Origin of the sequence: Vibrio sp. TBV020 (genome assembly GCF_046056895.1) — a bacterium.
Lineage (GTDB): Bacteria > Pseudomonadota > Gammaproteobacteria > Enterobacterales > Vibrionaceae > Vibrio.
Window position 1 is genome coordinate 1,465,190 of sequence record NZ_JBEEAQ010000001.1, and the last position, 12,979, is coordinate 1,478,168.

General features: G+C 44.0%; 13 protein-coding genes. 4 read left to right on the forward strand and 9 right to left on the reverse strand.

The window, feature by feature from the left end:
* The 3 genes from AAFX28_RS06335 (at position 1) to AAFX28_RS06345 (ending at position 1,787) form a co-directional block, all read left to right on the forward strand.
* Positions 1-1,179 carry a multidrug effflux MFS transporter gene (locus AAFX28_RS06335; RefSeq protein ID WP_408686621.1) on the forward strand — a complete coding sequence of 393 codons (1,179 nt, stop codon included), beginning with the start codon at positions 1-3 and terminating at the stop codon, positions 1,177-1,179.
* A gap of 51 nt (positions 1,180-1,230) precedes the next feature.
* A complete protein-coding gene (locus AAFX28_RS06340; RefSeq protein WP_408686622.1) occupies positions 1,231-1,581 on the forward strand; it encodes a hypothetical protein in 351 nt (116 codons plus the stop codon).
* A 71-nt stretch (positions 1,582-1,652) separates the two neighbouring features.
* On the forward strand, positions 1,653-1,787 hold the full coding sequence (locus AAFX28_RS06345; RefSeq protein WP_004412174.1) for a hypothetical protein: 135 nt from the start codon (positions 1,653-1,655) through the stop codon (positions 1,785-1,787).
* Positions 1,788-1,886: 99 nt separating this feature from the next.
* Here the strand turns inward: AAFX28_RS06345 and AAFX28_RS06350 are convergent, their stop codons facing one another.
* The 9 genes from AAFX28_RS06350 to norR form a co-directional block, all read right to left on the reverse strand.
* A complete protein-coding gene (locus tag AAFX28_RS06350; RefSeq protein ID WP_408686623.1) occupies positions 1,887-2,486 on the reverse strand; it encodes a glutaredoxin domain-containing protein in 600 nt (199 codons plus the stop codon).
* 61 nt (positions 2,487-2,547) lie between these two features.
* Positions 2,548-3,429 (reverse strand): DMT family transporter, encoded by an 882-nt coding sequence (locus AAFX28_RS06355; protein WP_408686624.1) that lies wholly within the window; start codon positions 3,427-3,429, stop codon positions 2,548-2,550.
* A gap of 127 nt (positions 3,430-3,556) precedes the next feature.
* Positions 3,557-4,474: a DMT family transporter gene (locus AAFX28_RS06360; protein WP_408686625.1), complete on the reverse strand. Its 918-nt coding sequence runs from the start codon at positions 4,472-4,474 to the stop codon at positions 3,557-3,559.
* Positions 4,475-4,677: 203 nt separating this feature from the next.
* Positions 4,678-6,015 (reverse strand): MATE family efflux transporter, encoded by a 1,338-nt coding sequence (locus AAFX28_RS06365; RefSeq protein ID WP_408686626.1) that lies wholly within the window; start codon positions 6,013-6,015, stop codon positions 4,678-4,680.
* A 173-nt stretch (positions 6,016-6,188) separates the two neighbouring features.
* Positions 6,189-8,108 carry a monovalent cation:proton antiporter-2 (CPA2) family protein gene (locus AAFX28_RS06370; protein ID WP_408686627.1) on the reverse strand — a complete coding sequence of 640 codons (1,920 nt, stop codon included), beginning with the start codon at positions 8,106-8,108 and terminating at the stop codon, positions 6,189-6,191.
* Entirely contained in the window at positions 8,105-8,725 is a 621-nt protein-coding gene (locus AAFX28_RS06375; RefSeq protein ID WP_408686628.1) for an NAD(P)H-dependent oxidoreductase, read from the reverse strand. The genes AAFX28_RS06370 and AAFX28_RS06375 overlap by 4 nt, the downstream gene beginning before the upstream one ends.
* Positions 8,726-8,835: 110 nt before the next feature.
* Positions 8,836-9,444 (reverse strand): HAD family hydrolase, encoded by a 609-nt coding sequence (locus AAFX28_RS06380; protein ID WP_408686629.1) that lies wholly within the window; start codon positions 9,442-9,444, stop codon positions 8,836-8,838.
* Positions 9,445-9,458: 14 nt separating this feature from the next.
* A complete protein-coding gene (locus AAFX28_RS06385) occupies positions 9,459-9,818 on the reverse strand; it encodes a glutaredoxin family protein (protein WP_408686630.1) in 360 nt (119 codons plus the stop codon).
* 73 nt (positions 9,819-9,891) lie between these two features.
* Positions 9,892-11,481: a nitric oxide reductase transcriptional regulator NorR gene (gene norR / locus AAFX28_RS06390; protein ID WP_408686631.1), complete on the reverse strand. Its 1,590-nt coding sequence runs from the start codon at positions 11,479-11,481 to the stop codon at positions 9,892-9,894.
* Between the two features lie 229 nt (positions 11,482-11,710).
* On the opposite strand from norR, the gene hmpA reads away from it, so the two are divergent.
* Positions 11,711-12,886, forward strand: a complete 1,176-nt coding sequence (hmpA, locus tag AAFX28_RS06395; RefSeq protein ID WP_408686632.1) for an NO-inducible flavohemoprotein — start codon at positions 11,711-11,713, stop codon at positions 12,884-12,886.
* Positions 12,887-12,979 lie beyond the last annotated feature (93 nt).

A 12,979-nucleotide genomic window follows, 5' to 3' on the forward strand; every position in this document is an offset into this window, starting at 1 on the left:
ATGAAAAAAACACCCATTTTGCTAGCTATGATGATCATTGCGACAGGTCAGGTTGGTGTGAGTATTTACCTTCCAGCATTACCGATGATCAGTGAAGCGTTGCAAGCTAGCCAAGCTGACATACAACTTTTAGTGACTCTTTTTCTGGTTGGCTTTGGTGCATCTCAACTCTTCTATGGTCCACTTTCAGATGCGATTGGTAGACGGCCGGTATTTATAGTGGGGCAAGGCGTTTATCTGGTGGGGACGGTAATTTGTGTCGCGTATGCAGATAATCTAACCATACTGACTCTCGGACGACTATTACAAGGTTTAGGGGCGGGGAGTGCTTCTGTATTAGGACGAAGCGTCCTAAGAGATAGCTATGAAGGTGCACAGTTAACTAAAGCGTTATCCTATATTTCTGTCACAGCGTCCATTATGCCTATTGTGGCCCCAGTACTAGGGGGGTGGATTTCATTCTACCTTGGCTGGGAAGCGGTATTCATCTTTGTATTATTGTACCTGGTAGCCATTTTTACGCTCGGCTATTTTGTGCTGCCAGAAACCATGAGTTATGGGAAGTCACGTTTTAGCTTACGAGATGTGATCAAAGGCTATGGGGAACTAATCACTAACAAGCAAGTTATCTCAAGCGCTAGCTATAATTGGGTGAGTTACTTAGCCAGTCTGGTTTCTCTGTCGGTGATGCCGTTTATTTTGCAACAAAACTTAGGTTTAACAGCAGCAGAGTACGGTTCTGTCATGATCATTCCATCGGCAGGTTTGATGGTAGGTAGCTTAGCCTTGAATATTCTCAATCGTTACTTTTCTACCCGTCAACTGATGGCACTGGCGATTTCGATTATGGTGCTCGCTGGCATTTGGCTGGTGGCCACACCTGTTTCTTTGTTTAACCTCGTTTGGGCGTTCACATGGCTGACAATCGCGCAAGGTATTTCATTCCCACTCTCTATCAGTATGTTGCTCGAGCCTCACAAGCGAAGAGCTGGGTCCGTGTCAGCACTATCAGGCTCAGTTCAAATGTGTTTAGCGGGCTTATTTGGCGGCTATTTAGTTGAATATTGGGTACAAAGCCAAGTGGCTATGGGAGTCTTTTATTTGATGGCAGCTTCAACAATGGCCTATGTTCTGATTGTTTCGAAAAAACTTGGCTCAGTACAGCAAGAGTTTGCTTGATAGTGAGTTGAGGGTACAATGCCCGCAAATTGATATATCGAGACAAGTACGATGGAACACAAAGAGTTCGAGACTTTAGTTAAGTCGCTATGCGAAAAAGAAAACTTACCTCAGGCGCTAGAGCTATTAAAAGCATCTGAAGATAGTGAAGTAGCTGAAGCAGCTCAATCGTTAGCGGGGCAGTTTGCGCTGGCAGAAGTGGATGGTGCTAAGCGTGTTTATCACGTGACAGTGCAAGAAAATGAACAAGGCGAAGAACAAGAGTTTGTTGAGCACGTGATGGATGAAGGTGAAGATGTCATTCGTTTTGTTGCTTGGTTCTTTGACGTGATGTTTGATGTTAAACGTAAAGACACATATCAAGCTGCTGGCAAAACTTACACTCAGCCGAAACGTGCTTAATTAGTGTGATTTAGTTCTTGTTTTTGGTTGTAATGTGATTAAAATCACGCTCCTGTATTTAGGAGACAATCATGAATCACGAATTAGGCAATGCATACATCGGTCAAATGATCGCAAAACAAGCTATGCATGAAGCTCTTTACGGTAAGCCTAAGGCGAAGAAAGCTTCTTTTATCAAACGAATGATGAAGAAACTGGCAAAGTAATCGCCCAAGTGAAATGGAATTTCTAACCTCGTCCACCATGACGAGTTTGGTAAAAAGCCCTGCTGTTATCAGCAGGGCTTTTTTTGTACTTTGAAAGTGTTAAAGTGACACAACATTGTCTGGAACAGAGCTAAGCCCCTTTTCTTCAATCCATGCACTTAGGTTGTCGGCACCACCGATATAATGACCATCTAGCCAGATCTGAGGAACGGTAACAGGTGTTTTCTCACCAATAATCGCTTTAACCTCAGGGATCATTCGATAAAGTGCTGCACTGTCTTTTACGACATCGTAGTACTCGTAATCGATGCCTGCTTCATCCAAAATCTTTTTCGCTTTGACGCAATATGGGCAAGTCGCTTTGCCATAAACAATATTGCCTTTGAGCGTATCACGCTTGGTCCACTCTTGAATAACAGATTGGACTAAAACACCACGATTCAGAGCTTCGCCTTGGCTAATAACTTTGCCTTCAACCATTAGTATAGGAGCATGCCAAGCCCCAACTTTTAGAGGTTCCCACCAATGAGATAGCCAATCCTTTACTTCCAATTCAACTGGAATTCCTGCCAATTCGTTTTCAAACGTATCACTTAAGATATCTTTGGTTAGGGTACATTCGCCACATGGAATGTTGACCTTAAATGGTCCCCAACTACCAGCCCATTTGTACAGTGTTAGTTTTATTGGACTTGTCATAGATTGCTCTCCTTAAATGCCTATGACTAATTAGAACGGCATAAGATGACATATCTTTCAGCTATTTCGATTTTTTTGTTTCCCAGCGGGTAATGAACGCCACAGAAGCAATAATGATCGCGGCTCCAAGCCATAATCTACCCGGCGGAACCCAACTAAATACTACCCAGCCAGCAAGTACGTTCAACGGCAATTTAGCGTGATCAAATGGCTGTACAAAAGAGGCGTCTGCAACCGCATATGCTTTTACGATAGCCCACTGAGCTAGTGCTGTCATTGCTCCTGCTGCAAAAAGAACAAGCCAAATTGTTCCACCACTTGGCATTTGCCAATCAGGCAGAGCAAGTAAAATGTTGAAAGGAGTGATCAATACAAGTAGGTAAACCACCATAGTCGATGGCGAATCGTCAGAAGAGAGCTTCTTAACCATCAACGAATAGCATGCCCAGAAGAATGCAGCCCCTACAGGTAGGAGAGTTGCCCAACTGAAATCGTCAGACCATGGTTCTAGGATGATCATCGCACCGACAAAGCCTGACAGCGTAGCAGCCCATCGAGCAACGCCGACTTTTTCCTTCAAAAATAACCCCGAACCAACAGTTGCAAAGAGAGGAGAGGTCATAAGCAATGCAATACCCTGCCAGATAGGAACTGGGTAAGCGAGTGCCCATAGCCATAATTGAATACCGATAACAGATAAGAACACTCGGAATATATGAAGACCAAGGTTTTGGGTACGTAAAGATTGACGAATCCCTAGCGTTTTCAAATATGGAAGGATGACCACCAAAGCAATGGCGTATTGAATAAGTGCAACAGTGGTAGAGGATAGTCCAAAGTTAATGCTAGCGATTTGGGCAAGGCTGTTGACGATAGCAAAAGCGAGACCAGCGGTTAGCATCCAGCTAGCCCCTTGAATAGGGTGGTGTGTTTTGGTGGTCATGATGAAAGTGTATAAAAAATTGATAAGCTGAATCATACGACTTTATTGGGCTGAGATCACCTCAGTAATCTGAACTTCTTAGTCAATAAAGCCGAATGATGTGAATTACTTAGCGTGCTATTTTCAACTAACGCTTTTTATTGAGTGTGTAAACTGAAGTGACAACTAGGATCATGCCGATGGCGTGCCAAATGGTAAACAACTCATCTAATACAATGACTGCAAATACCGCTGTTATAGCGGGACCTATATTATTACTAAGACTCAGTGTTGTAGGAGTCAAACGCGCCATTGCTGCTGCCATTAGGTATGACGGAAGTACGGTACAAAATATACCAAGTAACACACCAATAATGACTAGCTCCGCGCTCCAATCGGCTGGTGAAGTGTTGCTCAATGATAGATGGACAAGTATTGCTAGGCCAGCACTCCCCATTCCTATACTGGTAAACAATGAGCTGCCAAGGTGACTGATTAATGGCTTGCTCCAAACTAAGTAGAAGGCGAAGACCAACGCCGAAGTGATAGCAAGGAAGCTACCTGATACGACCGCTGAGCCAAACGTGCTGAAGTCATGAAAGACAATAAAACCGATTCCTGCATAGCCAAGTAGTGTAGACAAAATCACGGTGCGATTGGGTTTATGGGCGTACAAGCACCAACTTATTAGGACAACAAACGTTGGAAATAGAAAGATCAATAAACGTTCAAGTTGAGCGGAGATATGTGCTAATGACGCGATATCTAAAAAACTAGCTAGATAGTAACCCATCACACCAATTGCGGCCGCCTTTAAACCGTGGGTTTTAACTTTAAGGCGATTTTCTTTGCCACGGCACAGGTATATAAAGAACAGCAAATAAAACGGCAGTGAACTGAAGGCTCTTAGCGTCATGATGGAAGTTGCATCTCCACCATATTGGTAGGCGATCTTGATAAATATTGGTTTGACGGAGAATAGGACGCAGCCTGCAAGCGCCATCAAAATACCAATCTGAGCGGCTGATGAAGAGTGTGGTGGGGCGGTTTGAGTTTGGTCTGTCATTCGTCTCGTATCCTTTTGAGTATGGGAGGCTACGAGATAGTAAGTCTGGCTACGTGTCTCGTAGCCAGGCACAGTGTTACCTACCGGCTACAGGCATTAAGAAGTAGGAGCCAAAGGTAGGTAAACGTAACAGTCATAACTATTCCTAAATAGATGAATTTTTAGACTATCGTTGCGAACTCGAAATTGCAAAAGGTTTCGTATTAAATTTGTTGCATCTTTGCTTCGATTTGATTGAGTGCTCGTTGATACATTGCCCATGCACACAGGCCAGCAAAAATATTCCCGACGAAAGCACCCCAAAACAAGCCTTCGATACCACCTAAAAGCGAGCCGACCCACAAACATGGTAAGAAGAAAGCAAACAGTCTTAGTGCTGAGATGGTAAGTGCTGTGTACGATTTACCTAGAGCATTGTTGATTGAAACCATCAACATACAAATACCTAGCGGACCTAAGCTAAACGGAACGATCATGAGGTGATAGTTTAAAATGCTTTCTACTTCAGACTCACTGGTCATCAATAATGAAAGCCAATCAGAGGTTAACCAAGTGACAATTGCAATTACCAATTGGAAACCCAGTACAAATTTTGCCGCAATGAGCACCAGCTTGCGAATGTCATTAAGATTATTGGCTCCGAGGAGCTTACCAACCATAGGTGGCATTGACATGGTTAATGCTAATACTGAAACAATCGCAAAAAACTCATATCTAGAACCAAGCGCCCAAGCAGCAACGGCAGCAGTACCATAACCTGCTAGTAGTTTAGTTGCTAGCATTGAAGATAGTGGGGGAAGTAACTGACTGATCATTGCTGGTCCCATAATGTTGCCTATTGAGCGTACGCTCTTGGTGACGTTTAAGTCATTCCAGTCGAAACTCATCCAGTGTTTTCGAGTCACTTTCGGTGCGACAAAGACAATACCTAAACCAAACGAAACAATTGTTGCAACAGCTGCACCATTAATTCCCATATCCAAAGTAAAAATAAAGATTGGGTCAAGGACAAGGTTTAATGCGCTGGTTACCATCATCATCGTACCTGGTAACATGGTATTCCCGTTGGCTCTACAAACGCTGTACAGAAAGTAAAGCACCGCGCCTGTCCATGAACTGATAAGCCAATAGATCCAATATGAGTCGATGATAGGAAAGACAGATTCCGGAGCACTCAACAATAAAAGAAGCGGCTCTCTGGCTAGGTAAATAAGAACAGAAAAGAGTGCGACACCGATGCTGCCCATAGCGATGACTAATCCACCGAGCTGTTTGGCATAGCGTTGTTGGTCAGCACCAATTGCTCTGGCAATTACGGCAGTTGTTGCAATACCAAGCCCCACTTGAATACCGATGATGACCATTTGTATAGGCAGGGTAAAACCTTGTGCAGCGAGCGGTAAGATTCCTAGCTGACCAATGAAAGCACTGTCTACCAATTGGAAGCTCATTAAAGAAAGCACACCAAAAAGCATTGGCCAAGTCATTTGATAAAGCTGTTTGCCCAGCGATGGGGATGAATCTTGTATTTTTGATGTCATATTGATGAATTTGTTAGGTTTTTCGTCAGGTTAAAGTAAAACCGAGGCTCGAACGATAGGGCGGTAATTGCAACGCCTAAACGATCTAAAGTACCTCGGTTTATTAGTGTTTCTCATACATGTAGTCAATCGCCCAGTTTTCAAGGGTAGGGCGATAGATTCACGCGAAAGAGTTATTCGTCATCAAAATTGTCAGCGTAGCCTTTCGGTGGGGGCGTCCATCCTCGTTCTCCACCTTCATGTCGATCAGAGCGGTCAGCTTTCATGGCCAATTTGATGTGCTCTTCAAGGTGCATAAACAGCTTGCGGTAGTTATTGTCAAAACGTTCCCCTTCCGAATCGTCTTCCCACGCCTTATAAAGTAAGTCAGACTTCTTGTCTTCTACACGTTTATAAGCGGCTTTTTGCTGTTCTACTTGGAATGGGTGATAACCCAGCAATCGCATCGCATGTGAGCCAAGTTCTAGTGCCGAATGGTAGGTTTCAAGCTCGACTATATCAGCCCCCGCTTGGCGAAGAAGGTAGCCATGTCCGCGGTCAAAAGCACGAGCGAGAACTTTCACATGTGGATATGTGTGTTTTACGTATTTGGTTAGTTCTACACAGGTATCGCGGTTATCAATAGCGATTACAATCATCGAAGCTTCTTCGATCCCAGCGGTATGCAAAAGATCAGGGCGGCTCGCATCGCCAAAGTAAGCCTTAGTATTGATTTTTCGAACAACGTCTACTTGCGCGGCTTGCTGATCAAGAACCACGGTATGGACACCATTAGCCACCAGTAAACGGTTTGCAATCTGACCAAATCGTCCGATACCAGCGATAATAACAGTACCTTTTTCTTCGATAGTGTCCGCCTCTCGCTCGTTCGATTGCTGCTCGAATTTCGGCAAAATTACTTTATCGAAAAGGATGAATAGGCCTGGAGTTAGGAACATAGACAGAGCTACGACCAGTGACAGTGTCTGCGCAATGCCTTGTGGGATAACATGGTTTTGCACTGTGAAGCTAAGTAATACGAAGCCAAACTCACCTGCTTGCGCCAAACTTAAGGTGAACAACCAACGGTTGCTGTTTTTAATTCTGAAAATCAAAGCAAGGAGATACAGGACACCAGCTTTGAGAAGCATGACACCAAGAGTCAGACCGATGATTAATGCAAAGTCATCAAATAGAATACCAAAGTTAATGCCTGCCCCTACAGTTATAAAGAATAGACCGAGTAGTAGACCTTTAAACGGGTCGATGTTGGATTCTAGCTCGTGGCGGAATTCACTGTTGGCAAGCACAACACCTGCTAGGAATGTGCCCAGCGCAGGAGATAGGCCAACTAAACTCATTAGAGCGGCAATACCGACGACTAACATCAGTGCAGTTGCCGTGAATATTTCACGAAGTCCTGAACTTGCCACAAATCGGAAAAGAGGTCGACTTAAGTAGTGACCACCCACAACTAGACCTATGATCGAAGCGATGATCACTAAGCCATAAGCCCAGCCAGGTAAACCTGCAACTAAGCTTAGTTCTTCGTGGTGATCTGATGCGGCGGATACTGCTGATTGTGCTTGCTCAACCAGCTCAGGTAATGCTAGTAGCGGAATGAATGCCAGCATTGGAATAACGGCAATATCTTGGAACAACAGCACAGAGAAGGCGTTTTGTCCGCCCTCTGTTTTATTTAGGCCCTTTTCATTGAACGTCTGGAGCACAATCGCTGTTGAAGAGAGGGCGAAGATCAAACCGATCGCGAGTGCGATAGTCCAAGGTTGTTCAAAATAGAGCGCAATTGCCATTACGACCGCAGCCGTACCTCCGACTTGGAGCCCCCCAAGTCCGATCAGACGATTACGCATCGCCCATAGCATTTTAGGTTCAAGTTCTAAACCAACCAAAAATAGCATCATTACAACACCAAACTCGGCAAAGTGTTGAATTGTGGTGGTCTCTTCACCAACTAGGCCAATGATTGGACCGATGACCACACCAGCGATAAGGTAGCCTAGAACAGATCCCAAGCCTAAGCGTTTGGCTATTGGGACTGCAATAACGGCAGCAGCTAGGTAAATGAAAGCTTGCAGGAAATAACCGGTCATGCCTGTGCCTCGTTCGTTAATGTGTCTACATAGTGATTGAGTTTTTCTGCGTTACTGGCTTTCTCGTAATCGAAGTTATCGGAGACGAGTGCAGTAAGCAGTTTTTTCCAATTCTGAATATGAGTGCCGACACGCCCATCTTCTTGCGCGGTTCTTGCACCAAATAGAGCAAACGGAGCGAGATATTGCATCCCAGTCAACGTCGCCATTTGTTCTAGGGGGTGCAACAATTCACGAATGGTGTAGTGGTTATAGCCGTCGGTTTGATAGGCGTCAGCTTTACCGCCCGCCGAGAGCGAACAGAAGAACTTTTTACCGTGTAATTCATCACCTTCGCTGCCATAAGCGAACCCATATTCTAATACAAGGTCTTGCCATTCCTTCAAGATCGCTGGCGTTGAATACCAATAGAGAGGAAATTGAAAGATCACAACATCGTGATCGCGCAGACGCTGTTGTTCAATATCAATATTAATGTGATAGGTAGGATATTCATGATAAAGGTCTACTACCGTGACGCCATCAACCTTTTGAGCAGCTTTAAACAGGTGTTGGTTGACTTCCGAGCGTCCGGGTGACGGGTGAGCGTATAGTACGAGGACTTTGGTCTGTGACATTTCCTATCCCATTAACTGATTAATAATGATTACAAATATATTTTTACATACCGTATGGTAAATCACCATAGGTTACTTATTCTTCACCTAGTCTGAAAACAGACCCTAGGCTAGTAGTGTCTAGAGATGGTTTCTTCTAAGTCGCTTAAATGGTCAACAACTAACGAGGCGTGACTGCTAAATGGGCTGTGGTTGCCATGTGTAACAAGACACGAGGGCATATCGGCATTGAATGCCGCTTGTAAATCATAAAGGTAATCGCCCACATACAGAATTTCACTCGATTTGAGTTGCCATTCGTTGGCTAGGAATAATAACGAGTCGGGGGCAGGTTTTGGCGGAAAATGCTCGCGAGTGATTACGTCTGAAATGATAATTTTGTTGTGTGAGAGTTTAGTTTGAGCCGCTTCAGCGCAGTTGCGGGTAATGACTGCCGTTAAAAGGTTATTGTCTTCGATAAAATTGAGTAGGGATTGACACCCTGGCATCAGATTCGAGCTGGCCGCATCTTCCAGTTCGTGTTGTAGAACAAGAGAGTGTGCATCCTCTTGTGTTTTTTTGCAGTCAATGTCTTCGATATAAGAGAGCAAATCTTGGTTGAACGGACATCCAATTTGCTCTCTTAACCAGAGAAAGTCCATATCGGAGCTCACTAGGGTATTATCTAAATCAAAGACAATGGCTTTAATTTGAGGAATATTTAGTGGCACATGGGACATAGACTCTCCTTCTATTACGCGAACTCTTTCTCCAAGTAAGCAACAATGTCAGATGACTCATACATCCATTGAACGTTGCCTTCTTTTTCAATTCTTAGACAAGGTACTTTTACTTTGCCACCACCAGCTTCTAATTCTGAGCGGTGAGTTGGATCATTTTTCGCGTCGCGTAGATCGAACTTAACTGATTGGCGCTTCATTGCTCGGCGCACTTTGACGCAAAAAGGGCAAGCTTCGAATTGATACAATGCAAGCGATTGAGCCTTTGTGTCGACAGTTTGTTGAGCTTCAGCAGTGCGTTTTACCCCACGAGGTGAAAAAACAAAGTTGAGTAGTAGGATAACTCGCCCTAAGAACCAGCGGATAAACTTCATAACAATCCTATTATTATATTTAAAGGTGACTTTTACGTTACGCATTGTAACCGAGATGTGATCAATCTTAAACTCAACCGAGCTTAATTTGATGCTTCTTAGTTACTTCAATACCTAAGCGTTTTGCGAGTCGAGTTAGATTAGCTCGATCAGTCTTTAATTGACGAGCAGCCTTAGCCCAATTGAAATCAGCACCGTTTAACGCAGATATAATCATTTGTCGTTGGTACTCTTCTGTGGACTCGCGCAGCCCTAAAGAAGGGTTAATTTCAGCCAACGTATTAGGCGAAAGGCTCTCTGTCGGCAATGGCAAATCCGCCGTAGAGTCGAGTTCACCAATATCTTCAACTGAAATCGTAATGAGCTTACCACCACGGCCTCTTGCTCGTGCTTTTAGAGCGGCGCGATTTATCACATGTTCGAGTTCACGGACGTTGCCTGGCCAGTTGTAACGAGAGAGCTCGATTCGCGCCTCTTTACCAAGCTTGATTTGTACTATCCCTAACTTTCTTCGAGCCTGTTCGAGGAAATAACCGGCTAATAAAACGATGTCTCCGTTTCTTTCTCGCAGCGCAGGAACCGTAATTGGATAAACACTTAAGCGATGATACAGGTCTGAACGGAAACGACCTTCAGAGACTTCTTCTTTTAGATCTCGGTTGGTTGCTGCGAGCACTCGCACGTCGATAGTTTCTACTTTGTCTTGTCCGACGGGCTGAATTTCATTGTTTTGTAGAGCACGTAAAATCTTACTTTGTGCAGCAAGTGGTAATTCACCGATTTCATCTAAGAAAAGCGTACCGCCGTCGGCAAGGGCAAACTTACCCATGCGCGATTTGTCCGCACCAGTAAACGCTCCTTTAACGTGACCGAACAGTTCGCTTTCAACAAGGTTTTCAGGGATGGCTGCACAGTTTACATAGACCAGTGGTTGCTTCTTTCTTGGGGATAGGTGATGAAGGCTTCGCGCCACGAGCTCTTTACCTACACCGGTCTCACCATGAATGAGTATATTGAAGTTTGAAGGGGCAACGACTTCGATATCGGCTTTTAGCGCTTGCATTGCAGTGCTATCACCGATGATTTCACTGCCATCTCTATCCCAAGCTTCTTCGTTAAGCTCTTCGAGCTTTTGCTGAGTTTGCTTGGCTTGTTGCTCTAACTGACTAACGGCGAGGGCAACTTTTAGTGTAGAAGCTGCAATGGCGGAAAGAGCATCGAGGCTGCGAGTCGGAATTTGTTCAAATACACCAGGAGTTAGACTGTCTAGTGTGAGTACACCCAATAACTTATCAGCATAGAAGAGCGGCAAACCCATGCAAGAGTGCATCGGCAGATCGCCCTCGTAGTCAAGCAGAAGGTTATCAAAAGGGTCTGGTAATTCAGAGTCGGAATCAAATCTAACCGCACTTTTGGATTCACAAATGCGTTCAAACCTAGGGTGTTCGGAGATCTTGAATCTACGACCCAACGTATCTCGGGTTAACCCTTGAAGAGCGAGTGGGACGAGTGTGTCACCCTGAAGCGATAATAGGGCAACGCAATCACATTGAATTGCTTTGCGAATTGCGTCGAGTAGATTATTGAAACGGTCTTGGTCATTGTCGCCTCGAGCTAAACCAATCGTCATATCAATCAAGGTGGAAATAGAAATATCTTGCATGGTTGTCTCTGATTCATATAGAGAAATATTACTCTGTACTAGAATTAAACACACTGGGTGAGATATTTCAAATTTTACGTGTCAAAGTGACTTGTTTTTAGTGAGTCGTATTGACTGTTTTATGAGAAGTAACTATCGAAAAACCAAGTGGTTACGAGGTTTTTAAAGTTGGCACCGTTCCTGCAGTAGTAGGATTGAATAATTAAAAAATACTGAGGAGAAAGTCTCAATGCTTAACAATCAACATATTGAAGTCGTTAAAAGCACCATTCCATTATTAGAATCTGCAGGGCCAGCTTTAACTCAACATTTTTATCAAAGAATGTTTTCTCATAACCCTGAGCTTAAAGACATCTTTAATATGACGCATCAAAAAACAGGTCGCCAAGGTGTTGCTCTGTTTGAAGCGATTGCTGCGTATGCGAAAAATATTGAAAACTTGGCGGCATTGACGTCAGCGGTTGAACGAATTGCTCAGAAACACACTAGCTTTAACATTCAAGCAGAGCATTACCAAATTGTAGGTCATCATTTGATTGAGACCTTACGAGAGTTAGCAAGCGACGCATTTACTCAAGAAGTTGAAGAAGCATGGACCGCTGCTTATTTGTTCCTTGCTCAGATCTTTATCGATCGTGAAGGCGAGCTTTACTTACAACGCCGACAAGCTGTGGGTGGATGGGCAAACGCACGCTCATTTGTAGTTTCAAGCAAGAAGGTTGAGTCTGAGTTCGTGACTAGCTTTGTGCTTACTCCTGAAGATGGTCAAGCGGTATTGGATTACCAACCGGGTCAATATATCGGTATTGAATTAAAACCTTCTTCTGGTGAGAATAACGAGATCCGTCAGTACTCGCTTTCTCAAAAATCGAATGGTGCGAATTATCGAATTTCGGTTAAACGCGAAACTGGTGAACATAAAGGTTTAGTTTCAAACCACTTACACGATGAAGTTCACGAAGGTGATATGGTAAGCCTATACCCGCCAGCCGGTGACTTCTTCTACCAAGAGAAGCATCAGCCTGTGGTACTTATTTCTGCAGGTGTTGGCGCAACGCCAATGCAAGCGATGATGCAAACATTGGCAGCGCAAGATAAAAGTGATGTGACTGTACTTTATGCTTGCAACAGTGCTTCGCAACATACGTTTAAGCAAGAGTCAGCTGAAATTGCACTAGCGAAAAATTGGCCAACATTCTCTTGGTATCTATCAGATAACACTGCAGATTTCTCAGGCCAGTTGGACGTAACCTTAGTTGCCAAAGAGCTACCTCTTGCCAATGGCGATTTCTATTTATGCGGTCCGGTAGGGTTTATGGAAGCAGTGGTTAAGCAGCTTGAGTCTTTAGGGGTTGAAAGAGAGCGTATCCACTATGAGGTATTTGGTCCTCATACTTACCTATAAGTTTACTAAGGCCCTTTGAAATGAAAGGGCCTTTTTGATCGGATTGTTCTTCAGAGAACATACTAATAGTACTTCGTCCTATATAATGAGTAT

Excerpts from the sequence above, each read along its gene's own strand:
- AAFX28_RS06335 (WP_408686621.1), top strand. The coding sequence starts at position 1 with ATGAAAAAAACACCCATTTTGCTAGCTATGATGATCATTGCGACAGGT.
- AAFX28_RS06340 (WP_408686622.1), top strand. The coding sequence starts at position 1,231 with ATGGAACACAAAGAGTTCGAGACTTTAGTTAAGTCGCTATGCGAAAAA.
- AAFX28_RS06345 (WP_004412174.1), top strand. The coding sequence starts at position 1,653 with ATGAATCACGAATTAGGCAATGCATACATCGGTCAAATGATCGCAAAA.
- AAFX28_RS06350 (WP_408686623.1), bottom strand. The coding sequence starts at position 2,486 with ATGACAAGTCCAATAAAACTAACACTGTACAAATGGGCTGGTAGTTGG.
- AAFX28_RS06355 (WP_408686624.1), bottom strand. The coding sequence starts at position 3,429 with ATGACCACCAAAACACACCACCCTATTCAAGGGGCTAGCTGGATGCTA.
- AAFX28_RS06360 (WP_408686625.1), bottom strand. The coding sequence starts at position 4,474 with ATGACAGACCAAACTCAAACCGCCCCACCACACTCTTCATCAGCCGCT.
- AAFX28_RS06365 (WP_408686626.1), bottom strand. The coding sequence starts at position 6,015 with ATGACATCAAAAATACAAGATTCATCCCCATCGCTGGGCAAACAGCTT.
- AAFX28_RS06370 (WP_408686627.1), bottom strand. The coding sequence starts at position 8,108 with ATGACCGGTTATTTCCTGCAAGCTTTCATTTACCTAGCTGCTGCCGTT.
- AAFX28_RS06375 (WP_408686628.1), bottom strand. The coding sequence starts at position 8,725 with ATGTCACAGACCAAAGTCCTCGTACTATACGCTCACCCGTCACCCGGA.
- AAFX28_RS06380 (WP_408686629.1), bottom strand. The coding sequence starts at position 9,444 with ATGTCCCATGTGCCACTAAATATTCCTCAAATTAAAGCCATTGTCTTT.
- AAFX28_RS06385 (WP_408686630.1), bottom strand. The coding sequence starts at position 9,818 with ATGAAGTTTATCCGCTGGTTCTTAGGGCGAGTTATCCTACTACTCAAC.
- norR (WP_408686631.1), bottom strand. The coding sequence starts at position 11,481 with ATGCAAGATATTTCTATTTCCACCTTGATTGATATGACGATTGGTTTA.
- hmpA (WP_408686632.1), top strand. The coding sequence starts at position 11,711 with ATGCTTAACAATCAACATATTGAAGTCGTTAAAAGCACCATTCCATTA.